This is a genomic window from Paenilisteria portnoyi, from assembly GCF_014322795.1.
GTDB lineage: Bacteria > Bacillota > Bacilli > Lactobacillales > Listeriaceae > Listeria_A > Listeria_A portnoyi.
Map to the genome: position 1 here is coordinate 231,498 of NZ_JAASTT010000002.1, position 21,770 is coordinate 253,267.

Annotated in this window: 24 protein-coding genes; 7 read left to right on the forward strand and 17 right to left on the reverse strand. The window is 41.6% G+C overall.

Features of this window, described 5'->3' with window-relative positions:
* Nucleotides 1-83: 83 nt before the first annotated feature.
* Nucleotides 84-992 carry a heme o synthase gene (cyoE, locus tag HCJ66_RS02590; RefSeq protein WP_187131743.1) on the reverse strand — a complete coding sequence of 303 codons (909 nt, stop codon included), beginning with the start codon at nt 990-992 and terminating at the stop codon, nt 84-86.
* Nucleotides 993-1,315: 323 nt separating this feature from the next.
* Here cyoE and HCJ66_RS02595 point away from each other — a divergent pair, with 323 nt between their 5' ends.
* Both HCJ66_RS02595 and HCJ66_RS02600 read left to right on the forward strand, forming a co-directional pair.
* Complete coding sequence (locus tag HCJ66_RS02595) at nt 1,316-2,233, forward strand: COX15/CtaA family protein (RefSeq protein ID WP_187131744.1); 918 nt, start codon at nt 1,316-1,318, stop codon at nt 2,231-2,233.
* A gap of 94 nt (nt 2,234-2,327) precedes the next feature.
* Complete coding sequence (locus HCJ66_RS02600; protein ID WP_187131745.1) at nt 2,328-3,053, forward strand: potassium channel family protein; 726 nt, start codon at nt 2,328-2,330, stop codon at nt 3,051-3,053.
* Between the two features lie 43 nt (nt 3,054-3,096).
* Here HCJ66_RS02600 and HCJ66_RS02605 read toward each other — a convergent pair whose 3' ends face one another.
* The 10 genes from HCJ66_RS02605 to HCJ66_RS02650 all read right to left on the reverse strand — a co-directional run bounded on the left by HCJ66_RS02605 (nt 3,097) and on the right by HCJ66_RS02650 (nt 11,127).
* Complete coding sequence (locus HCJ66_RS02605) at nt 3,097-3,510, reverse strand: VOC family protein (RefSeq protein ID WP_187131784.1); 414 nt, start codon at nt 3,508-3,510, stop codon at nt 3,097-3,099.
* 80 nt (nt 3,511-3,590) lie between these two features.
* On the reverse strand, nt 3,591-4,253 hold the full coding sequence (locus HCJ66_RS02610) for an MOSC domain-containing protein (protein ID WP_187131746.1): 663 nt from the start codon (nt 4,251-4,253) through the stop codon (nt 3,591-3,593).
* 69 nt (nt 4,254-4,322) lie between these two features.
* The gene (locus tag HCJ66_RS02615; RefSeq protein WP_484549408.1) at nt 4,323-4,592 is read right to left on the reverse strand and encodes a magnetosome magnetite crystal formation protein family; all 270 of its coding nucleotides are present in this window, start codon (nt 4,590-4,592) and stop codon (nt 4,323-4,325) included.
* 72 nt (nt 4,593-4,664) lie between these two features.
* Entirely contained in the window at nt 4,665-5,276 is a 612-nt protein-coding gene (locus HCJ66_RS02620) for a YcnI family copper-binding membrane protein (protein ID WP_187131748.1), read from the reverse strand.
* Nucleotides 5,277-5,292: 16 nt separating this feature from the next.
* Entirely contained in the window at nt 5,293-6,909 is a 1,617-nt protein-coding gene (locus HCJ66_RS02625) for a copper resistance CopC/CopD family protein (protein ID WP_187131749.1), read from the reverse strand.
* Nucleotides 6,910-7,031: 122 nt separating this feature from the next.
* Nucleotides 7,032-7,754: a GntR family transcriptional regulator gene (locus tag HCJ66_RS02630; RefSeq protein ID WP_187131785.1), complete on the reverse strand. Its 723-nt coding sequence runs from the start codon at nt 7,752-7,754 to the stop codon at nt 7,032-7,034.
* A 92-nt stretch (nt 7,755-7,846) separates the two neighbouring features.
* Nucleotides 7,847-8,551, reverse strand: a complete 705-nt coding sequence (locus HCJ66_RS02635; RefSeq protein ID WP_187131750.1) for a glucosamine-6-phosphate deaminase — start codon at nt 8,549-8,551, stop codon at nt 7,847-7,849.
* A gap of 13 nt (nt 8,552-8,564) precedes the next feature.
* A complete protein-coding gene (gene nagA, locus HCJ66_RS02640; RefSeq protein ID WP_187131751.1) occupies nt 8,565-9,704 on the reverse strand; it encodes an N-acetylglucosamine-6-phosphate deacetylase in 1,140 nt (379 codons plus the stop codon).
* 223 nt (nt 9,705-9,927) lie between these two features.
* Nucleotides 9,928-10,797 (reverse strand): PspA/IM30 family protein, encoded by an 870-nt coding sequence (locus HCJ66_RS02645; RefSeq protein WP_425489596.1) that lies wholly within the window; start codon nt 10,795-10,797, stop codon nt 9,928-9,930.
* A gap of 30 nt (nt 10,798-10,827) precedes the next feature.
* The gene (locus HCJ66_RS02650; protein WP_187131752.1) at nt 10,828-11,127 is read right to left on the reverse strand and encodes a lmo0954 family membrane protein; all 300 of its coding nucleotides are present in this window, start codon (nt 11,125-11,127) and stop codon (nt 10,828-10,830) included.
* A gap of 423 nt (nt 11,128-11,550) precedes the next feature.
* Here HCJ66_RS02650 and HCJ66_RS02655 point away from each other — a divergent pair, with 423 nt between their 5' ends.
* Nucleotides 11,551-11,796 (forward strand): DUF3116 family protein, encoded by a 246-nt coding sequence (locus HCJ66_RS02655; protein ID WP_181675112.1) that lies wholly within the window; start codon nt 11,551-11,553, stop codon nt 11,794-11,796.
* Nucleotides 11,797-11,858: 62 nt separating this feature from the next.
* Here the strand turns inward: HCJ66_RS02655 and HCJ66_RS02660 are convergent, their stop codons facing one another.
* A complete protein-coding gene (locus tag HCJ66_RS02660) occupies nt 11,859-12,065 on the reverse strand; it encodes a hypothetical protein (RefSeq protein ID WP_187131753.1) in 207 nt (68 codons plus the stop codon).
* 102 nt (nt 12,066-12,167) lie between these two features.
* A complete protein-coding gene (locus tag HCJ66_RS02665) occupies nt 12,168-12,626 on the reverse strand; it encodes a DUF4064 domain-containing protein (protein WP_181675110.1) in 459 nt (152 codons plus the stop codon).
* 165 nt (nt 12,627-12,791) lie between these two features.
* Here HCJ66_RS02665 and HCJ66_RS02670 point away from each other — a divergent pair, with 165 nt between their 5' ends.
* Together HCJ66_RS02670 and HCJ66_RS02675 are read left to right on the forward strand one after the other, a co-directional pair.
* A complete protein-coding gene (locus HCJ66_RS02670; RefSeq protein WP_181675109.1) occupies nt 12,792-13,628 on the forward strand; it encodes an alpha/beta hydrolase in 837 nt (278 codons plus the stop codon).
* Nucleotides 13,625-14,509, forward strand: coding sequence for an alpha/beta hydrolase (locus HCJ66_RS02675; RefSeq protein ID WP_187131754.1), 885 nt, complete (start codon nt 13,625-13,627; stop codon nt 14,507-14,509). The genes HCJ66_RS02670 and HCJ66_RS02675 overlap by 4 nt, the downstream gene beginning before the upstream one ends.
* 44 nt (nt 14,510-14,553) lie before the next feature.
* On the opposite strand, the gene HCJ66_RS02680 is transcribed toward HCJ66_RS02675, so the two are convergent.
* Complete coding sequence (locus HCJ66_RS02680; protein ID WP_187131755.1) at nt 14,554-15,609, reverse strand: AI-2E family transporter; 1,056 nt, start codon at nt 15,607-15,609, stop codon at nt 14,554-14,556.
* A gap of 182 nt (nt 15,610-15,791) precedes the next feature.
* Here HCJ66_RS02680 and HCJ66_RS02685 point away from each other — a divergent pair, with 182 nt between their 5' ends.
* Both HCJ66_RS02685 and HCJ66_RS02690 read left to right on the forward strand, forming a co-directional pair.
* Entirely contained in the window at nt 15,792-16,472 is a 681-nt protein-coding gene (locus HCJ66_RS02685) for a FadR/GntR family transcriptional regulator (protein ID WP_181675106.1), read from the forward strand.
* Nucleotides 16,473-16,476: 4 nt separating this feature from the next.
* On the forward strand, nt 16,477-17,673 hold the full coding sequence (locus tag HCJ66_RS02690) for a CynX/NimT family MFS transporter (protein WP_187131756.1): 1,197 nt from the start codon (nt 16,477-16,479) through the stop codon (nt 17,671-17,673).
* Nucleotides 17,674-17,902: 229 nt separating this feature from the next.
* Here the strand turns inward: HCJ66_RS02690 and HCJ66_RS02695 are convergent, their stop codons facing one another.
* From HCJ66_RS02695 to HCJ66_RS02705, 3 genes are all read right to left on the reverse strand, one after another.
* Nucleotides 17,903-19,540, reverse strand: coding sequence for a peptide ABC transporter substrate-binding protein (locus HCJ66_RS02695; RefSeq protein ID WP_187131757.1), 1,638 nt, complete (start codon nt 19,538-19,540; stop codon nt 17,903-17,905).
* A gap of 150 nt (nt 19,541-19,690) precedes the next feature.
* Nucleotides 19,691-20,884 carry a M20 family metallopeptidase gene (locus tag HCJ66_RS02700; RefSeq protein WP_187131758.1) on the reverse strand — a complete coding sequence of 398 codons (1,194 nt, stop codon included), beginning with the start codon at nt 20,882-20,884 and terminating at the stop codon, nt 19,691-19,693.
* A gap of 24 nt (nt 20,885-20,908) precedes the next feature.
* On the reverse strand, nt 20,909-21,763 hold the full coding sequence (locus HCJ66_RS02705; RefSeq protein ID WP_187131759.1) for a MetQ/NlpA family ABC transporter substrate-binding protein: 855 nt from the start codon (nt 21,761-21,763) through the stop codon (nt 20,909-20,911).
* Nucleotides 21,764-21,770: the final 7 nt, after the last annotated feature.

The window sequence follows — 21,770 nt, forward strand, 5'->3', positions numbered from 1 at the left end:
TCGGCTTTTCTCGAAAATTACTAGTAAGAAATTCGACATTTTTTGCAAAATAAAAGCCCAACTCGAAAGTCAGGCTCTGCCTCTTATAAAAATACGCCGATAACAACCATTGATACGAACAAGATCGTCATGTAATTAATCGAGTACACAAAACTAATACGCGCCCATTTCATGCTATCTTCCATCTTAAATCCGTATAAACACAGCGCCAACCAAATCACATTCAAAACGGTAGCCAGAATCACGTAAACGAGACCCAATTCCCACATAAAGAATGGCAAAATAGTTAGTAATACAACCCAGAAAAGCGTGCTCCACTTCGTCCGTTCGATACCTTTTACAACAGGTAACATCGGGATTCCAGCTGCTGCATATTCCTCTTTCCGCTTAATCGCAATCGCATAAAAGTGCGGCGGTTGCCAGCAGAACATCACGAGAAATAACATAATCGGTACAGCGCTAAACGTTGGCTCTACTGCAAACCAGCCAATAAGCGGTGGCACAGCACCTGAGAAACTACCAATAACCGTATTGCTGACCAGTTTTCGTTTTGCCCACATCGAGTAAACAACAACATATAGGAAAATACCAATTAGCCCGATAACTCCCGCTTGCCACGTTGTCATAAATAGCAGCGCCTCACCAACAACACCAAGTACCGCAGCCACAAGAAGCGCCCGTTTCCCTGAAATTTTACCTGTCATCGTTGGGCGATTTTTCGTCCGTTCCATAATCCCATCGATATCACGATCGATGACATTATTAAAAGCACCCGACGCAGCCACAACCATTCCTGATCCTAAAATAGTAAAAATAAGAATGTCGAGATTCTGTATAAAAGAAACTCCTGTTAACTGAAATGCCAGCCACATACCCGTAAAAGCCGTAATCGTGTTGGAATTAACAATCCCAATTTTCACAAGTTCCGTAAAATCTTTCACAGTGAACTTAGCAGCATCCTCAATTTTTGCCGTCTTATCCATTTGATTCACTTGTTTCCCCCCTTAACATCTGTTGCGCTTTACACATTTTTCACATAGACAATCATGCCTACATTGCTTATTCGTTCACAATATCACTATGAACTCCATCTTAACCATTATCGGAAATAAACACCCCATTTGTCAAGCCTTTGGACTTCAATTGAGCACGAAGAACTGCATCTGTAACTTTTGGTTCTCCTTTATATTTCACAAGCCGTGCCCTTTACTTACAATGGCAAACAAGTTAAAATAAGATGGTATATGGCAGTACAGACTACTTTTGTATGCTCAGTTTTGAATTAATACATATTGAAGGGGGAAACCATAAAAAAATGAAAACTTTTCTAAAAATCTGGTCCGTCCTAACAATCCTCTGCATGACGTTCGTTGTGTTTGGTGGCGCGTTAGTAACGAAGACCGGCTCAGCAGACGGATGCGGGAACACGTGGCCACTTTGTAACGGTCAGTTTGTTCGCCTAACAGATATTACACCCGAAAAAATTATCGAGGTTATGCACAGACTCACAACAGGAATTAGCTCGATTTTCGTTATTGTTTTAGCTATTTTAGCATGGATTTATATTAAAGATCGCCGCGAAACAAAACCGTTAGCTATCGTTGCCGTTGCTTTCCTAGTATTGCAAGCCTTTATGGGAGCGGCTGCCGTTATGTGGGGCCAAAACCCGTATATCATGGCACTCCATTTCGGAATCTCGATCATTTGTTACGCTGCTATTGTACTGCTTTGCCTGCTTATTTTTGAAGTAGACAACAAGTTCGACGCACGCAACATGGTCATCGGAACCAAGCTAAAAGTCAACATTTACCTACTCACCATCTACACCTATCTTTCTGTATACACAGGCGCGCTCGTTCGTCATGAAAAAGCCAGCCTCGCCGTTCCAGCATGGCCATTTGTAGATGGAAAATTCGTCATGCCAACCAACGTGCAAGATTACGTACAATATTTACACCGGTTTGCAGCACTGATCCTCGTCGTCTGGATTTTGTACGTCACATGGATTGTGTTCCGCGAATATAGTCATTATCGCGTCTTAAAATATGCGATGGTACTTGAAATCATCTTTGTTGCTGCCCAAGCGTTTACAGGTATCATGTCTGTTGTAACAAACGTGAACCTTTACGTCGCATTGGCACACAGCCTCATTATCACGATGATGTTCGCCTTGATGACTTACCTTTGCCTACTCGCTAGTCGTAGTAAGCAGAATCGATTACGTATTAGATAGTACGATTAAAACCGCCCAACTCGCATTCCAGATGAGTTTGGCGGTTTTTTGTGATAGAATAGGTATATTATATAATCAGAAAGTAGGTAATCAGTTGAAAGCTCCACGTCGCACGCTTTATTACGAATTATTTATGCTCTTTTTAGTTCTGCTCTCGGTTCTGACTATCCCGATACATAGTAAAGCAGTTACCATTCTTAATACCATTATCTGGGCTGTTTTTACAGTCGATTATTTTGCGCGATTAATCCGGGCAAAAGATAAGAAAACATATATCAAGACGCATCTATTTCAACTCATTGCGATTTTGCCACTATACAGTTTCTTCCGCCTAGCTCGTATCGTTAGTTTGTTTCGAATCCTTCAATTAACAGCCATTGGCAGACGCTATATCGCTCCACTTTACAGTTTCTTACGCACCAATGGTTTCAATCGGATGATTAATACCTTCGTAATCCTTGTCATCGTGATTCCAATACCGCTTATTCTCGTAGAACCAAGTATCAAAAATTACCCGGACGCCATCTGGTTCTCCATCGTAACAGCAACGACTGTAGGGTATGGTGATATCGTCCCTGTGACAGGACTCGGTCGTTTTTTGGCGATTCTCCTGATGCTGTTCGGAATCGGCTTCATCGGGGCGCTAACCTCAACCATCCGTAGCTTCATTACAAACAATAGGAAAAAACTTAGCAGCTCCGAAAAAATCACAAAAATTACGCGGAGTATCGAACAAGCTGGCACTCTGACAGAAGCTGAAATCAACATGGTCCAAACCTTCCTTCACAGCAAAAAACAAGAAGAAAATCCCCCACAATAAAAAAGTTTGCGTTTCGTCTTAATACGAAACGCAAACTTTTTTGTTACTTAGTTAAATTGAACGACCAACCAACACCATATTTATCTGTTAATTGACCAAATTTTTCTGACCAAAAAGTTTCCTGTAGCGGCATAATTTTCGTTGCCCCATCTGATAAAGCATCAAAATAACGTGTTAATTTCTCCGCATCTTTCGTTTCCAAAACGAGTGTCACATTATTTCCTGGGATAAATTCCATGAAATCTGGCGTATCCGAAAACATCACCGTGTCTCCTTCAATCTGAAGACTCGCATTCATTACTAATTCTTTTGTTTTTTCGTCTATTTCAGGTCCGCCTTCTTCCTTGATAGAACCATAAGTCATCATATCCGTACACGTTGAACCGAATATTTCTCCATAAAAATCTAACGCCTCACGCACCTGATCTTTCATATTGATATAAATACCTAATGTCATTTCCATTCCCACTCTCTTTCATTTTATAACGCTTTCATTCGTTAAAATTATACCATATTACTGCAAAAAAGCACACAAATTCATCTCTCATTTACCATCGCCAAATTGATCAAACGTGTCTCTACATCAAAACGATAACGCTCCGCTAGTGCTTCCACTTCTAGAATGCGAATCATCTCTTCTTCCGTTCCATATCCATGAAGAATATTTTCGTGACAATACGCTACTGTCACTAAGTCATCTGGCCGCTCGATACACTCCACCGTATCCCCAAGGCAAATTTCCCCAGCCTCAATCGTACGGCATAGATATCCCGTATAACCTGTATTTCTAACTTCTTTGAATAATTCAGATAAATCATTACGTTTGCCAATCGTTGCGCACGGGTTACGCGCTTCGGTCACTTGAATAATAGATTGCCCAATTCTAAACACATCACCTATGCAAACATCTTTTTCTAACATTCCCGTTACTGTCAAGTTTTCACCAAATGCTGCTGGTGGTAACTCGATTCCAAATTGCTCGTTCCAGCGGTCATAGTGCTCTGCGGGGTAAATACAAACGGTACGATCCACTCCGCCGTGATGCCTCAGGTCATATTGTCCATCGCCTACAAAACCATATTGCGTCAACATTGCTTTCTCAACTGGTTGCTTTACGACCCCCGTCATCATTGATCTCTTTTTACCAACTTGCATCTCTTTTGGCTTACCAATAGCAAGTCCAATAATTTTCCCTTCCATGTCTTCACCCCTCTGATGCTTTCAATTTAACAAAAAAACGCCGAACATTCAAGCTCTGGCGTCCTTTTTTTATATTTTATTCATGGAGACCTTCACAATTCTGACAATTATCCAGATAAAGATAATAACGTTCACAACCACAATCACAAACAACATGAATATAGCAATAAACGTCATTCCAGAGCTATCTCCTGTCGAAAATCCGTACAATCCGATCATAACTAAGAATAAAATATTCAACACAGTCGGAACTAAATCAACAAATAATACCGTTTTAGCATGTTTTTTTACATACTCTGATTTCACAAAAATCCATACTACCGCTGGAAAATGACCGATAGAAGGAAGTGGCTAGCGTAAGAAAGTGTCGCCCAAACCTTATCGCTTGTCAAACTTCATCAAATCCTCTCGTTATTTCTTACGTTTCATCACAAATGTCCAAACAGCTAGAACAAGTGCCAAAATAGCAATGCCTAGAGATACCCACTGTATCACAGAAACGCTTTTCGTATCTTCATTGGTCTCCTTTTTTTCTGTCGCTTTTTTGCCATGTGAATCTGTAGCGCTGTCCGATACCGCCTTCGATATGGTTGTTGTCGCATGCGGATAATCCGCGTCCTCATTGCCAGTCCACTCCACAATCGAACCATCTTGATAATATTGGTACGCATTCCAATCTACCGTTCCAGCTTTGTCTGGATTTTGCGCTACAAAACTAAAACGTTGGAATTGTCCATTCTGAATCCCACCGTTCGTCGCCGTCCAAGTTACCGTGCTATCCGCCTTATTTACCACGACATTCCAACCAGGAACTGGCTCATACGATTGAAAAGCAACACCCGCTGGTACTTTCACGACTACCTTGATTGTTGCGCTGTCTTTTTCTACCGGCACTTTCACTGTATACGTTTCCCAAGCCCCCGTCGTCGATTCTGCCGGCGCTACCGTTACATGGGCGCTCGCAATTACTGGCAAGATCACTAACATTGCTCCTGCTAATAAACAAGTCATTAATTTCTTCATTTTATCATACACTTCCTCATTGTTTTATTTTTATGGTAAAACTTTTGTCAATCTCTGAAAAGTCCTTTGTCAGCGCGTGAACCTTGATTTCCCAACGTCCTGTCGCATTCAAATATAGACCACTTGCCGCATATTCATTTTGTGAATTCTTTGTTGCCTCAAACTCTGTCGCTTTCTTATTACCCGATGGAATTACCGTCAGTGTGACCTTCTGAAAATCCGTCCGCATCTGACCATCCTGATCCGTAAATGCAACTAGAAACGTGTTATCGCCAACAATCGCCGGAGCAACTTTTAGTGAAACAAAACCAGAATCCGTTGCTACTTTTTGCGAAAAAGCTTGTGGTGGCGCTGGCGGTGGTGTTTGTACATTCGTCAAAAATGCTGCTACACCAAGTATGACTAGGCCAATTCCAAATTCGGCGACAACTGTTTTTGCCGACATCATTTTTCCAGTCTGCCGCATGTATAAATAATGAACCAAGCCAAGCGCGCCCATCACGAGAAACAGCACTATTTTCAGTAAAATAACCTTGCCGTACTCCGTCGTGAATAATTTCGCCATCGAACCTAGATTCATCACGCTCATCAGCAAACCACTCACAATAATCATCCCCACAAAGCTCGCAGCCCAAGGACTAAATCGATTCCATGCGACTTTTGCCTCTGGTTGTTTTGCCAAGAGTAAAAACAGCACCATGATGCCACCTACCCATGCAGAAGCACTCACAAGATGCAAGAAATCCATTGGAATCGCGATTGCCTTATCTGGACTACCCGCCGCATGACCCTGCATTGCCTTCGCAAATAATATCACGATCAAAAACGAAAGCGGTACAAGCCATAGCCAGATCTTTTCTAATCTACTTTTCCTGAAAATAAAGAGAAGACTCACAATTAAGCCTAACAGTCCTGCTATTTGAATAAGCCATAAATGTCCAATTTCCGAAGACTTTACCAATGTCGCCATCGCCTTGAAATCCCAGCTATTTCCCCCCGTATAAATATGAACTTGCACTGGCAAAAATAATAGCAATCCAACGATAAGTTGCCCTATTCCCGCCGCCACTAAACGAGCCAGTCTCTTACGCAACCTAGGAGTCACCACACCCCTATACAACGCCAAGAAAAACAACAACACACCCGACATCAAACTAAAGCCTATGTATAAAATCACTTTGACTACTGTACTCGGCCAAGAAGAGGTCGCACTCGCTCCTGATTGGCTATTTGCAGCAAAACTCTGCTCTGTTTTCCCGACTTTAAAGGATATCACACCTGAGACTGGATGCCCATCGGCTGAGACAACTCGCCACTCTGCGCTATAAACGTCCGCTGGCAAGCCGTCTTGTAACCCAACTTCCACAACATGATCATTTTCTGGATTAATAAACGCCTTCCCTTTTTCCACTCGTCTGCCATCAGAATCCCGTACGATAATCGATGGATACTCATTTTGAATCATCTCCGTAAACGTCAACACAACTTTTTTAGGCGATTGGTCTACTGCTGACTGGTCCACTGGCGTCGAACTTTGCAAATAAGCGTGTGCCTCTGCTAGCGTCGTCGGAATTAAGAACAAACACATCGCAACAACGCACCCAACACCCCACCATAACCATTGTTTCACCATCTATCCGCCCCCTTTGAAATCATCTACCTTCTAAGATACCATGCAACCTCTCGTTACGACATTAATCTGCTTCACAAAAAAGCCGCAAGCCCATGCAAGACTCCCGACCTCTTCCCTATAAACTATTGCTTCACTCGCGCCACGAATTGGAAGCGATTCCCAACATATTGTGAACGCGTAAATTCAAATGGCCTACCATCTTGTAAAAATGTAATTTGACGTAACTTCATCACCGGCGAACCAAGCTTCACATCCAAATACGGTGCCACTTTTTCAGAAACGAGTGCGGCTTCCATAATTTGCTCAGCTTCTCCAATATTTTGACCCAACTTCGACAAAATAGCTTCATAAAGCGAATCCATAATATCTTCTTTATTCAATAACGAAGCAATATTTTCTGGAACAACCACCACTTCAAATAGAATTGGTATCTTATCCCCGTAACGTATCCGTTCAATCCGCATCACATTACTGTTCTCAGGTAATTGCAACGCCTCACGTTCTTGCGTACTCGCCGGTCTAATACCGTAAGAAACAATTCGCGACGATGGCGTTTTTCCCTCATGAATCATTAAATTCGTGAAACTCGTAACCGCTTCTAAATGTTCTGTCATCTTTTTTTCTGCGATATATGTCCCAGCACCAACACGTCGTTGCAAGATCGTATCATCCACAAGCCCTTGAATAGCTTGGCGAACCGTCATTCGGCTCACATGAAACATTTCCGCTAACTGCCTTTCAGCTGGAATTGCTTTGCCAACCTGCCATGTTCCATCTTCAATTTTCTGCTTAATCTCACCTTGAATTTGAATATAGATCGGAATCCCCGACGACTTATCTATCATCATTTACACCTTCTTTTTGTAGAAATGAAGTATATCATAAAACACCAAGCTATTCCATCCTTAAAATGATTTAGCTTGGTGCTCTTTATTTCTTATAACAAGGATGCTGCGGCTTTATCCACAACAATCGTCACATCTGGGTGGTTTTGTAAGACAGAAGCTGGAACACTTACGTCCACTTTGCCTTCCACCGTATCCTTGATCGCTTGTGCTTTATTTTCGCCAAACGCTAGTAAAATAATCTTTTTAGCGCCCATAATCGACTTGATTCCCATCGAATAGGCGTGTGTTGGTACGTCTTCTTCACGCTCAAAATAAATCTTGTTCGATTCGCGCGTTGATTCCGTTAGCAAAACTTTATGCGTTGGTGTTTCAAACGGCGTTCCTGGTTCGTTAAAACCGATATGCGCATTTGTACCGATTCCCAACACTTGAATATCGATTGGATGATCTGCCAAAACTTGCTCATAACGCGCACATTCAGCTTCTCCATCTGCCGCCAAACCATCTGGCAAATAGCTTTCTTTAAACGGCTTTTTCGAGAACAACGCCTCGTTCATATAGAAATGATAGCTGTTTGGATTTTCTGCTGAAAGTCCAACATACTCATCCAAGTTCACAGAAACCAAGTTCGATGTATCTACATCACTATTCACAAACTCTTTATATAAATCGGTTGGTGTGCTTCCAGTTGCAAGACCTAACGTTTTTACTTCACCAGCTTTAATGGCTTTCTCGATTAGTTGAAAAGCTTCTTTTGATGCTTCTGCTTTTGACTCTTTTACAATAATATTCATGAATTATTTCCTCCTATTGTTTGCTATGTTTTTTCCCGAATGAATAGGTTGCTTGGATTTCAAGCGCATCATTCAAAAGATTAAAGTCAGCGTCTTTACCTACTTCAATACCGCCTTTTGAATCTAATTTAAATTCCTCTGCTTGGTTAACCGAGGACATCAATACCGCATCCTCAATCGAACAACCAGTGAATTTTACCATGTTGCGGAAAGCATCGTCATACGTTAACACACTTCCAGCAAGCGTTCCATCTTCCAAACGCGCTTGGCGATCCTTCACAAATACTTTTTGACCACCTAATTCATAGTCGCCATCCGGCATTCCTTTCGCACGCATCGCATCCGTAATAATGTTGATTCGTTTTGGTCCCTTCACATTGTATGCCAGTTTAATCATGTCAGGATGCACGTGAATGCCATCTACAATCAATTCTGCATGAATACTCGGCTCCAACATAACGTGCCCTACAACACCTGGTTCGCGGTGATGTAGCGGACGACAAGCATTATACATATGTGTCGCATGGCTCGCCTTACTAGGAATCAACTCCGCACGAACTGCGTTAGAATGCCCAACAGATGGGACAACACCAAGTTCGATACAAAGATCCTCAAAAGCTGGCGATGTGCTGTGTTCTGGCGCATATGTCACTAATTTAATACGTTCCCCACTTGCCTTAAACCATTTTTTGAAAAGCTCCAGGTCAGGCGCGGTTATATATTCTTCTGGCTGAGCACCTTTGAAAACCGGTGACACAAACGGACCTTCCAAATGAATCCCACCGATTAAAGGTTCATCTTTCGCTACTTCGTCAATGACCCTTAATGCGTTCTCAATATTCTCACTAGATTGCGTCATTGTCGTTGGGAAATACGTAGTTATTCCTTCGTTCAACATACCTTGCACTTGTTTTTTTAATTTCACAGGATCGGCGTCCATTGCATCGAAACCAAAGCCACCATGAGAATGAACATCGATAAATCCTGGTACTAACTTCTGACCTTTGGCGTCTACAACTTCTTCGCCCGCCACTTCTTGATAACTTGTCATCGGGCCAACTTCACTAACAGTCTTATCAAACCTCACAAAACCTTCCTCGATAACGGAATCGCCTGTGTATATTACTGCGTTTTTGATTACTTTTGAAGTCATTATAAAACATCCCTTCCATAACTGGTCTATACCAATTATTATACAACTTATTTTAAAAAATGCAACCTCTTTACGCTCTTTCTTTACCCCTGATTCCAATTATTATACATCTAGATGGTGAAAATCAGGTACAGCATTCCTTGTCTTCAGATAAAAAAGGATATAATAAAAAAGATACAGCCTTTCTCTTGTTTCGAGAAAGTCTGTATCTTCGTGTGCCTAATTATTCTTGCTCTTTTTTATCTTCGTTTGGAACATCTTTCTTTTCAAGTTCAGGAATGAGGACTTCTTTTTCTTCCTCTGATTTTTCTTCCTTCGCTTGCTTCTTCGCGTCACGCTCCAAATCCTCTAACATTTCTTCCATCGAAGCATTGTCTTTTTTCTTGAAGTTTTGTTTCTCGCGTTCGATAATCTCATCAACCATTTGCGTGAAATCTTGCGTTTTTCCTTTGATGGCTTCTTTGCCTTTTGCTGTTTTCTTCTCGAGTTCAGCCATTAGTTCGTCAAATGTTTGCGATAATTCGCTTGTCATATCTGCTTGTTTTTTAGCCGTATTAGCAAGATCACGTTGCTTTTGTGCTTCATGATAATCTGTAACACTGCCCCAGCTCATATCATGGATGACTTTATCCATTTTTTCAGCTGTTTCTGCTGCATTTTTTTCAGCTGTTTCGGCTAAGTGTTGTGTTTTTAGGTTCTTCCATTTCAAGCGCATTTCGTGCATTTTTAATTCTAGCTTGTCTAATTGCTCTGTAGCATTATCGTAGTGTCCTTGCGTTGTTGCTAATTGCTCTTTATATTGCGCTACTTCTTCTTTTGCAAAATTCGCTAGCTTAGTTTCGCCAGCTTCTTCCGCGATTCCTGCTTGATATTCGCGTTTTTCGATGTATTTTTCAATTTCTGTACATTCTTTATAGAATAAAGACTTCAGCTCGCGTTGTTTGTCAACAGCACGTTCGATATCTTTCATTTCTTTCTTCGTTTGGTCCATATAATAAGATACGGAATTACGTTTCTTTTCTTCACGCTTTTCTTTCATTGCATCCCAATCGTTATTCACTGCTTGTTTAAATTTATTAAAAAAGTTTGTCATTATTTTTTCCTCCAATTGTTTAATATCTATTTAGTAATCAAATGTATTCGTGTTTGTTGTCTTACGCTTATTCTTTGTTAAGAAGTAGATCAACGCTACAACAATGGCAACTGTGAGAACACCATGCAAATTAGATAAAATAACTAATGCACCAACACCGATAAGTATGCCGTACAAAATCTTCTCTCCTGTACTATTTGCTATCATGAATTGTCTTAAAGCCCAATAACCAAGAGCCGCTCCAAGCGCCGCCATAATCGCGGGCCAAAGGAAAACAATGATTGCAATGATGAGCGCTGCAACTAATACTCCAATAATAATTCCTCTCATGATTATGTCCTCCTTGCTTTACTATACAACTATCATAAAATAGATTCCGGATTTCAGTAAGCTACTCGGGTTTGAACTTTCACTACAACTAGAGTCCTACTCCAACTATTCTACAAGTATATTCTATGTATACGATTTCTTAGTTCTTACTATATCAAATCTTGCGCTAACTTACTAGCACACCTTTAAAACTCCCATCGAAAAACACCCTTTTGATTCGTTCGATACACTTTCTATCGATTCTGATTTTTATTTTTTCTTTACAAAGGTTATACTCTGAATGGGGGTGATAAATCAATGAACTTATTGATTCTCTAGGTATCGGAGGTGATTGTTAAATTTAGTACAGTAAGGACTTTTTCAGCGTGTGTTTACAGTGGATAATAGACTAGTGGGATGAATGGAAATAGAGGTGAAGGGGAAATGAAACGAGAAATAAACAAGCATTTGACTACGATTTTGCGTCATTTAGATGATGGTGGTCTATCGCTCACGCATTTCAATAAAGCGAGTACTCAGATAGAGAGAAAAACGAACCTTAGTAAAGATATAATTCTAGTTGTCCTCTACACGTTGGAAAGTTATGGGTATGTGTTTCGAGTATATCATTTAGAAGATATAACGTATCACATTACCCCAAAAGGGAAACGGCTTCTAGAGAAAGAATAGAAATATCGAGATGAGAAAAGCCTACTGCGAGTGAAGATGCTTAGCGGTAGGCCATAAGATCATTATTTTTTTAGCGCTTGTCTTCTATTTTCATAATCAATACTCGTCATCGCACCTTCTGAAATCATATTATTTTCTTCCAAATCAAGCTCTTCTTTCCCCTCTTCAAAGGGATCCAATGTTTTTTGATTCCATAGCACATAGGCGATAACTCCACTAATGGCACCAACAGCCGTTCCTAGCAGCACCCAATTCTTCCTATCTTTCATCTCATACCTCCCCTTCCTAATAGATGTCTTTCTTCCTTTTCCCACTCTAAATGAAAATAAACCGCATCTAGCAAAAGACACGGTTCACAAAAATAATATTCTCTAGGCTAAAAATGGATCTTTGGGCTTACGGACGAAGCTAAGAATTGCTGCAATGACTAGCAATAATCCTGGTACAAATCCAGCTACGACAAAGCCACCAATTGTAACGATAATACCTGCGATTAGGAACATAAATCCAGCAAGTACAGGCTTCTTATTTCCAGTAATGCAAATCAAGCCAATAACTAGCAAGACCGTGAAAACAATCGTTGCAATTAGAGCAAGAATGGCATATGTATGCACCATATCAAGAATTTGTTTAGCACTCGGCACATCCGACGCGGAAATACCTGATTCCTCTAGACTTTGGTAATAGCTTCGCGTGAAAGATGCCACACCCTCTTTTGTACTGGCGGCACTATCGATAATAAACCCTATCGCTGTAAAACCAACTAAGGTTACTAATCCGAAAAGCATTCCAATAACAGCTAGGACAACCTCTGCTGTACGTTTAATCATATTATTCTACTCCCTCATTTCTTACGTGTTTGTGTTCAGTATACTATAAATACATTCCCCTGTAAAAATAAAGATGTCATTTTCATAGGATAGAAGATGCGTTTTCCCGAAAAAACTTGTATACTTTATAAAGATGTTGTTATTTTAGAAAAGAGGATTTTGCCTATGTGGAAAAAAAGTTTATGGATGGGATTGTTATCAGCTATTTTTGTTGCGGCTTCCGTACTGTTATTACTTCAATTGAATGGGACGCATCGGGAGGTGAATCAAAGTGTGACACCGACAATTTTTATTCACGGGTATCGTGGGACTGATAGATCGCTTCACGGAATGATTCGCCGTTTTGATCAGAAATACGATTGGGCGACGGATGCTTTGACTGTTAAGGTAAGCCCAACTGGTGATATTTCTGTAAAAGGAACGTATAACGGCAAACGAGCGGATAATCCACTTATTAATATTGTTTTTGCTGATAATCGTGCAACGGTGACACAACAATCTTTATGGACGAAAAAAGTGATGCGCTATTTGAAAGATCACTATGATGTGACAAAGTTTAATGCCGCCGGACACTCGATGGGTGGCGGTGCTTGGGTTTCTTACCTCGCTTCCTATGCTAACAATCCAGATTATCCGGAGGTTGAGAAAATTGTCTTTTTAGCTGTTCCCTTTTATCCGGAAGAGTATGTGAACGGCGATCAGGAAGTCGATTTGGACAATGCGAGCGCTATTCATACCAAGTTCGCAAAACAGATGGAGCAGAAACTAAAAAGTACGACGCGAATTATGATTATTGGTGGTAATTTGGAAGACGGTTCGAATAGTGATGGTGAGGTCAAAATTGATAGTGTGATGTACGGCAAAGAGCTATTTACGAATCAATATGTGGAAGCTCACACGCTGACTGGTCCAACCGCAAAACATAGTAACATGCATGAATTACCAGTGGTTGATGAGTATGTTGCTAAATTCTTATGGGGATTTAAGGAGTCGACGAAATGAAGAAAATTTTAATCACTTTTACTATTTTAGCGGTCTTCGCTGTGGGATTTGGCTTCATCTTCGCGACACATGACGCGACGGAAAAGCAGCCCCAGACCACAGATGCCACTGTGAAGAAAACAACAACAAAAGATACCGCGGTAAAAATTAAAAGTATTGATACACCAACCCTATTCTTACACGGCTATTCTGGAACAAAGAATTCGATGGGTCACATGATGGACCGGCTTGCTAGAAATGGTGATGCTAATCGTTCACTCGTTCTCTCGGTCTCACCAGAAGGCAATGTAACAGCCACCGGTGATTGGGACAAATTTGCGACAAAACCATTGATTCAAATCCTTTTTGAAGACAATAAGAGTTCTTTGACCAATCAAACAATTTGGTTGCAAAATGTGATGCGCACACTCAAAAATGAGTATCATATCCCTACTGTGAACGTTGTCGGTCACTCGATGGGCGGCGTTGACTGGGCAAGTTATTTGGAAGAAGCTGGCGATAAAGCTGATTTCCCAACCGTTACGAAGCTGGTTGCTATCGGCGCTCCTTTTAACGGACTAGTCATTGGTGAGGATGGTAAAACGGCTTATGATTTAACGGAGAATGGCCCCGCGACAAAAACAGAGCGATATCAAAATTTTATAACGAACAAAAAAGCACTACCTGTAGCGCTGGCGGTTTTGAATATTGCTGGTGATGTGCAGGATGGTACGAAAAGTGATACGAGTGTTTCCTTAGCAAGCGCGCTATCTGGTAAATTTATTTTTGATCAGGTCGCTAGTTATAAGGAACTTGTATTCACAGGAAGTAAAGCACAGCATAGTAAACTTCACGAAAATAAAGATGTTGATACAGCCGTAAAACAATTTCTTTGGCCATAACAAAAAGGCGCTGCGTCCAATGATACTGGATGCGGCGCCTTTTATTATTTCGTTTTCTTCTTTTTGAAGCCCCAGAAACTGCGGCTTTTTATTTCGGCTTCATTTCCGCGTACGCCTAATACATCGAATAGGAATACGACAACTGGAATACCCACAATCAAACCCCATACGCCGAAGAAATGCTCGGAGAAAATCAGGATGATGAAGGTATAGAAAACTGGCAAATCGGTTTTTGATGACATTAGCTTTGGATTGAGAATATAGGTTTCAATCGAATGCACAATGATAATCGTGATTAAAATAACTATGACATCTGTAATACCACCTACAGAATAGGCGATAATCGAAAGCGGGATACATGAAATGATAACACCCGCAACTGGGATGAGCCCTAGCAAAAATACCATGATCGATAATGTTAGCACTTGTGGGAAGCCCATCGCGATTAAAGCAATCGTTGTCAGCACGGTATTCACGATTGCAATTAAAAATTGTGCCTCTAAGACAACGCCAAATGTGCCTACAAATTTCTTACCAAAATAGGCAACTTCGCGGAAAACAGCTCCCATTTTGCTCGTTAGAAATTTACTTGAAAAGCTAACAACACGCTCTTGCTCCAAGGAGAAAAACAGACTCAATATAAGGGACATAAAGAAGGCAACCCCAATGCTACCAATCCCACTAAGTGATCCAATAATAAATTTCAAACCAGAATTAATATAGGCTTTGATATTAGAATCATTGAACAAATTCATCACATATTTGATAAAATCGTTATTTCCTGGGTTATTATAGAATTTCATGACGCCGTTGAACGTGGAAACAATCTGCTGGATAATAATTGGCAAGTAATGCGTAAATGCGATATATAAAAATATCACAATCAATATGTACAAGACAATAACGATTAATTTCCGTGGCACCTTCACCCATCTTAAAATCACTTTTTCCAATCGTGTAATTAAAAAAGTGAAGATGAACGTTAATAAAATCAGATCAATCATGCTTCTCACTAAATATAATACAAAAATGAGGAGCGCAAAAATAAGAACTCGTTGTAATGCTGTGTTTACTTTAAATTTCTCCCATAGTTCTTCCATAGAACACACTCCTATCGTTTCCTTATCATATTCTAGCACATTTTTGCGGATCATGAAAAATTTAGTTATTTTTTCTACTAAAAATCTGCAAAAAAGGACTTTCAAGGCTTTACATTTAGTTGAAAACGTTGTAATATATCCTATGAACCAATCATCCTACCTTTAAAAGGAGTGTCGCAATAATGCTACATAAACTGCAAAAAAAATCATTAGTTGAACAGGTTTCTAGCCAGATTCAAGAGATGATTAAGGACGGCGTTTGGCGAATTGGAGACCGTTTACCGAACGAATCAGATTTGATGGAGCAGTTTGGTGTCAGCCGGAATACGCTACGAGAAGCCATTCGAGCTTTGGTGCACGTCGGGCTACTCGAAGTCAAACAAGGCGACGGCACATTTGTGCTTGCAACAAGTGAACTAAGTGCCGTACTTCAAAAAAGAATTCAAAGCGCTGCGGTGCTGGAAATTTTAGAGGTAAGGCATGCGCTTGATCGCGAAGCTGTGTCGCTGGCTTGTTTGCGACGAACGGAAGACGATTTAGCACAAATGGTGACATATCGCGATCAGTGTTTACAATTTACGATGGAAAACAATTTGGAGAAGTTTGTGGAGGCGGATTGGCAGTTGCATCAAGCTATTGCTGCGGCTTCTTATAACCCCCTTTTGATTGATATGTACGCCCATTTGTTCGAGGAAATTCAAATGTCAATCACGAGTACGACGGAAATGAATGATGCGAATGGGGCTGGTCATAATGATCTTATTCTAGCCATTCAAAATCAGGACGCGGCCTCGGCTGTGCATTGTGTTGATATGTATATTTCGCATTTTAAACAAATTGTGCTACCAAAGAAAGGAAAGTGAGACCATGGACGAAGAAAGACGAAAAATGCGAAGTCGTATTTTATTAATAATTGGCATTTTGTTGGTAGCGTCGAACTTACGAGCTCCTATTACGGCGCTCAGTCCGCTTCTTAGTTATGTTCGTATGGATTTACCACTTTCCAACACGATGACTGGATTTTTGACGACATTACCACTGCTTGCCTTTGCGGGCTTATCCCCTTTTGTGTCCAAATTAGCTCGTAGATGGGGCATGGAGTTTATTGTCTTTTTTGCAGCGTGCTTGATGGTAATCGGAAGTTTGATTCGGCCATTTGGCGGGATTCCACTGCTTTTATTCGGAACGTTTCTCATTGGACTAGCTATCGCGGTTGGAAATGTATTGTTACCTAGTCTCATCAAAAAGGAGTTCCCTTTTAAAATGGGATTGATGACAGGGATGTACTCGATTTCTATGAACGTGTGTGCGATGTTGGCATCTGGAATTAGCGTGCCAATCGCAGTGAATTCAGGCTTTGGTTGGCGAGGCGCTCTCGTAGTGTGGTCTGGCTTTGCGATTATCGCGCTTCTGATGTGGTTGCCGCAATTGAAGTATAATCAGAAAAGCCTGCCCCTATCTGTAGCGCAAAAACCGAGACAGAGCATTTGGAGTTCTCCTCTTGCTTGGAAAATCACGCTCTTTATGGGGATGCAATCGACTTTATTTTATGTAATGGTCGCCTGGTTGCCGTCGATACTCATTAGTCAAGGAATGGCGAGTACGCAGGCTGGTTTCATGTTATCTTTATTCCAACTCGGGATTATTCCATTTACATTCATCGTACCAATTATCGCCAGCAATATGAAATCGCAACGTCCGATTGTTATTATGATGACGGTTTTGCTACTTGCTGGAACCGCAGGGCTTATTTTTGGCGCGGGAGATGCGTGGATTGTTGGTCCATCGGTATTCATGATGGGCGTGGCCTCTGGGACGGCTTTTAGTGTGTGTATGATGTTCTTTAGTTTGCGGACATCTACGGCAACGGAAGCGGCGGATTTGTCTGGAATGGCGCAATCGGTTGGGTATTTATTAGCCGCAGCTGGCCCGACACTGTTTGGTGCACTTCATGATATGACGGATAGCTATACGGTACCACTTACAATTATCGTGGTTGCTGCCTTGTTATTATTTATTACTGGAATGGATGCAGGACGCGATAAAAAGGTTTTTGGGAAATAAGAAAAGATTGAGACAAAACTCAATATAAAGCAAAAAGCGCCCGCCTATTTCTTCGGGTAGGACGAAAAATTCTGCTTTATACAAATCGAGCGAAAGCGTTTGTATTCAGGGGATTTGGTGGAAGCCGGAGAGCTGCGTGTACGACTGTACATGAGAACCGGAAGTCCGCCAAATCCCCTGAATGCGAACGCTTGTCGCCGATTTATCTGGGTTATGTCTCAGCCCCTTCTTATTTTTCTATATAGGCCCATTTGAAGCTGTATGGTGCGCCGAAAAGATGTTTTACTACGCCTTTTACGTATGGTTTTTCAAGGACTGCTGTGGCGTTTTGATAAAGTGGTGCAATTGCTGCATCGTCATCTAGCAAGACTTTTTCGGTTTGGAGCATGGCTTGCCAACGTGCTTCTGGATCTGTTGCCAGAGTTGTGGAAATATCGGTTGTCAGTTTGTCATAAGCCGGGCTTGAGTAGCTCATATTGTTGTAATTATTATCTGTCTGCCAGCTTGCGATGTAGGTCATTGGGTCTTTGTATGCTGGTGCCCAACGTGATAATTGGACGGTATAATCTTGCGCCTTATCAAGTGCTAGCCTGTTTTTATAAGGAACGGTTTTTAGGTTGATTTTAAGTCCGTCAAGATTTGTTTCTAGCTCACTTTGAATGAACTCCAGCGTTTTCTTCGCGAATTCTTGGTCGTCGCCTACTAGTTCAAGCGTGATTTCGCTTTTACCGAGTTGTTGCTTCGCTTTGGCAAAATGTGCTTTGGCTTCTGCGACGTTGTATGTGAGGTGATTACCACTATCTTCGCGGAAGTCTTTACCCGTTTTTGGATTCTCGGCAAAACCGTTTGGAATCTCGCCATCGATTGGTGTCGCCCCATTTGCGATAACTGTATCAGCTAGCGCTTCTTTGTTAATCGCTTTGGCAATGGCTTTTCGCAGTTCTACGTTGGCAACATCCGGTTGTTTTTGATTAAATTTCAGCCAATATACATAGGAATCGGGTTCTGCGACGAACTCTTTATTATCTTTATATTGGCTCGCGTAATCGCCAGTTAAAGGTGCGCGATCGACTTTTCCAGTGTTGTAGAGATTGACGGCTGAGCCTGGTTCTTTAGCAACCTGGACATCGATGCGGTCTAGTTTGACGTTTTTCTTATCCCAATAATTATCGTTTTTGATGAAGCTCCAGCTCTTGCTTGTGCCGGACCAATCTGACATGGTAAAAGGACCGTTGTAAAGTAAATGATCGGAATCTTTAGCGAAATCTTTGCCCTCTTTGCTCACGTAAGCCTCTTTTTGTGGATAAAATGGACCGAATGTGAGTAGTGAGTTGAAGTATGGAACGGCTTGTGTTAGCTTGATTTCGATTGTTTTGTCGTCCAGTGCTTTCACGCCGAGTTCTTTTGGGTCTTTTTTGCCGTCGATGATATCGCTCGCGTTGGCGACAACATCTCGGTACAAGAAGGAATATTGTGCACCTGATTTTGGATTGACGACTTTTCGCCAAGCATAGATGAAGTCGTTGGCTGTAAGGTCTGATCCGTCTGACCACTTGGCTGTGTCGCGGATTTTGATGGTGTAGGTTTTCTGATCGTCGCTTATTTGAGGCATTGCTTCGGCTGCTGCTGGGATGATTTGGTCGTTTGAATCAAGTGTATACAGCCCTTCAAAAACTTGATTCATCGCTGTGAAACTGACACCATCTGTTGCGAGTGATGTATCCATAAGTGGAATTTCTGTGGATTCAATGACGCGTAGAACTTGCTTATTCGAGGCATCGCTCGCCGTGTCTTTTCCTCCTCCACATGCTGCTAATACGAACATGCTAGCTACTAGAATCAAGCTGATAATATACCTTTTTTTCATATGTATAACTCCCCTTTTTTGTGTGACTATTTCTATCATACGCTATTTTGATGTGAAAATAAATACCTTTTTCTAAATTAATAGAATTATTTTATAATGTTTACTACGTTAAAGGAGATAAGCGCTTAACCTATCTCCTTTTTCGGCAGACTAAATTTGTTTTGTATCTTCATATTCTTGCTTTATGTCAGCTAATAGTGTTTCATTCGTGTAAAGTTCTAGAGCAGTTAGTGCGAGGAGTTTGGCGCCTTTTATTAGGGCTTTGTCTCCTGCTGCGGATTTTGCGGCTTCACGGAATTCTACGGTATGGCCAACGAGGTCACTAGAGCCAATTTTGATATAAGGGTGGATTGTCGGGATAACTTGGCTAATATTCCCTGCATCTGTCGAGCCAATACCGCGGCTATCGGTAATAAGTGGCTCATCTAGTTGCTCAGCGATACGCGCGAACAGGCGATTGAACTGTTTGTTAATCAGGAAATCATCGACGCCATTTTGGATATTGGTCACTTTAAAAGTCGTACCTGTTTGAATCGCGGCACCTTCTGCGACTTGGATGACGCGCTTTGTGATATCATCGAGACGGCGACGTTTATCGGCACGCGTGAAGAAACGGGCACGGGCGTAATCTGGAACAATATTTGGTGCTTGACCACCGTCTAAAATGATACCGTGAATGCGCACATCGGAAGTCACGTGTTGGCGCAAAGCATTGACACCGTTATAAAACTGAATGAGTCCGTCCAGTGCGTTAATGCCGTCCTCTGGGTTGGCCGCTGAATGGGCTGGTTTCCCGAAAAATTCGAATTCTAGGACGTCTACAGCGAGAGATGGTGTCGTTAGCGCGGAATCACTCGATGGATGAATCATGAGCGCAGCATCGATGCCTTTTAGAAGGTCATGCTTCACGAAACTACCTTTTGCGCTACCATTTGGTCCACCTTCTTCTGCTGGTGTTCCGAGCACGACGATTTCACCGCCTGTTTCCTCGATGACTTCCGCGAGCGCGATAGCTGCGGCGACACTCGTTGTGCCAATGATGTTGTGTCCGCAAGCGTGTCCCAGCCCTGGTAAAGCATCATATTCCGCTAAAAAGGCAACCGTTGCGCCTGGCTTCTCCGCTTTTTTACGAGCAAGAAAAGCCGTTTTGTGACCTGCTACGTCTAACTCTACCGTGAAACCAGCTTTTTCAAGGATTGTTGCCAGTTTTTCACTTGCGTAGAATTCTTCGTTGCCGATTTCAGGATGATCATGAATGTCATGACTCACTTCAATGTAAAAGTCTTGATGCGCCTCAATATTTGTTTCAATGGCCTCAGACCATGTCAGTTTTGCTTGTACCATGTGCAACGCCTCCGTATTTCGAATTTATTTTTTAGACCACGTTTCTTTATACGTTTCTAGCTCATCAAGTGGAACAAATGCTGGGATCGAGCTGCCTTTATATGTTGTGTCGATAAATTTCTTCATTTCATCAGAGTGGTAAATTTCTACGATTTTTTTCAAGGCTTCGCGATCCGTGTCTCCTTTTCGCACGGCAATGATGTTAATGTAAGGTTTCGCTGTATCAGACTCTAGGAAAATCGAATCTTTTAGTGGATCAAGTTTCGCGTCAACCGCGACACCGTTATTAATAGTGGCTGCGTCCACATCGTCCAATGCACGCGGGATTTGACCGGCCACCATCGGTTTGATATCCAATTTTTTCGGATTTTCTTTAATCGCTTCTGGTGAGCCATTGCCATCGAAATCATCAACAAGCTTGATTAGCCCAGCCTCTTGTAACAAAAGCAACGCGCGACCGTAGTTCGTAGCATCATCAGGAACAGCGATTGTAGCGCCATTTTTAATATCCTTAATATCCTTGACCTTGTTCGAGTAAACGCCCATTGGAGCAATAACTGTCGAAGCAAGTGGCTCAAGATCTAGCTTATTTTCTTTAATAAAAGAATCGAAGTAAGCAATCGTTTGAAAGGCATTCGCATCCAAGTCGCCATCAGCAAGCGCGCGGTTAGGCAAGACATAATCGCTAAATTCTTTCAATTCAATAGTAATGCCATCCTTCTCAGCAATCCGCTTAATCTCAGGCCAAGTCCGGTCCCCAGCGCTAACGCCAATAACCAAATTCTTCTCATCCCCACTCGCCTTCTCGTCCGAACCACCACAAGCCGTAACAACAACGGCTAACAAAGCTAAAATCAAAACCAATACCAATTTTTTCATCTAAAAA

Coding starts and splice junctions, on each gene's coding strand:
- HCJ66_RS02595 (WP_187131744.1), top strand. CDS start 1,316: ATGAAAACTTTTCTAAAAATCTGGTCCGTCCTAACAATCCTCTGCATG.
- HCJ66_RS02605 (WP_187131784.1), bottom strand. CDS start 3,510: ATGACATTAGGTATTTATATCAATATGAAAGATCAGGTGCGTGAGGCG.
- HCJ66_RS02610 (WP_187131746.1), bottom strand. CDS start 4,253: ATGGAAGGGAAAATTATTGGACTTGCTATTGGTAAGCCAAAAGAGATG.
- HCJ66_RS02620 (WP_187131748.1), bottom strand. CDS start 5,276: ATGAAGAAATTAATGACTTGTTTATTAGCAGGAGCAATGTTAGTGATC.
- HCJ66_RS02625 (WP_187131749.1), bottom strand. CDS start 6,909: ATGGTGAAACAATGGTTATGGTGGGGTGTTGGGTGCGTTGTTGCGATG.
- HCJ66_RS02630 (WP_187131785.1), bottom strand. CDS start 7,754: ATGATAGATAAGTCGTCGGGGATTCCGATCTATATTCAAATTCAAGGT.
- HCJ66_RS02635 (WP_187131750.1), bottom strand. CDS start 8,551: ATGAATATTATTGTAAAAGAGTCAAAAGCAGAAGCATCAAAAGAAGCT.
- nagA (WP_187131751.1), bottom strand. CDS start 9,704: ATGACTTCAAAAGTAATCAAAAACGCAGTAATATACACAGGCGATTCC.
- HCJ66_RS02645 (WP_425489596.1), bottom strand. CDS start 10,797: ATGACAAACTTTTTTAATAAATTTAAACAAGCAGTGAATAACGATTGG.
- HCJ66_RS02650 (WP_187131752.1), bottom strand. CDS start 11,127: ATGAGAGGAATTATTATTGGAGTATTAGTTGCAGCGCTCATCATTGCA.
- HCJ66_RS02655 (WP_181675112.1), top strand. CDS start 11,551: ATGAAACGAGAAATAAACAAGCATTTGACTACGATTTTGCGTCATTTA.
- HCJ66_RS02660 (WP_187131753.1), bottom strand. CDS start 12,065: ATGAAAGATAGGAAGAATTGGGTGCTGCTAGGAACGGCTGTTGGTGCC.
- HCJ66_RS02665 (WP_181675110.1), bottom strand. CDS start 12,626: ATGATTAAACGTACAGCAGAGGTTGTCCTAGCTGTTATTGGAATGCTT.
- HCJ66_RS02670 (WP_181675109.1), top strand. CDS start 12,792: ATGTGGAAAAAAAGTTTATGGATGGGATTGTTATCAGCTATTTTTGTT.
- HCJ66_RS02675 (WP_187131754.1), top strand. CDS start 13,625: ATGAAGAAAATTTTAATCACTTTTACTATTTTAGCGGTCTTCGCTGTG.
- HCJ66_RS02680 (WP_187131755.1), bottom strand. CDS start 15,609: ATGGAAGAACTATGGGAGAAATTTAAAGTAAACACAGCATTACAACGA.
- HCJ66_RS02685 (WP_181675106.1), top strand. CDS start 15,792: ATGCTACATAAACTGCAAAAAAAATCATTAGTTGAACAGGTTTCTAGC.
- HCJ66_RS02690 (WP_187131756.1), top strand. CDS start 16,477: ATGGACGAAGAAAGACGAAAAATGCGAAGTCGTATTTTATTAATAATT.
- HCJ66_RS02695 (WP_187131757.1), bottom strand. CDS start 19,540: ATGAAAAAAAGGTATATTATCAGCTTGATTCTAGTAGCTAGCATGTTC.
- HCJ66_RS02700 (WP_187131758.1), bottom strand. CDS start 20,884: ATGGTACAAGCAAAACTGACATGGTCTGAGGCCATTGAAACAAATATT.
- HCJ66_RS02705 (WP_187131759.1), bottom strand. CDS start 21,763: ATGAAAAAATTGGTATTGGTTTTGATTTTAGCTTTGTTAGCCGTTGTT.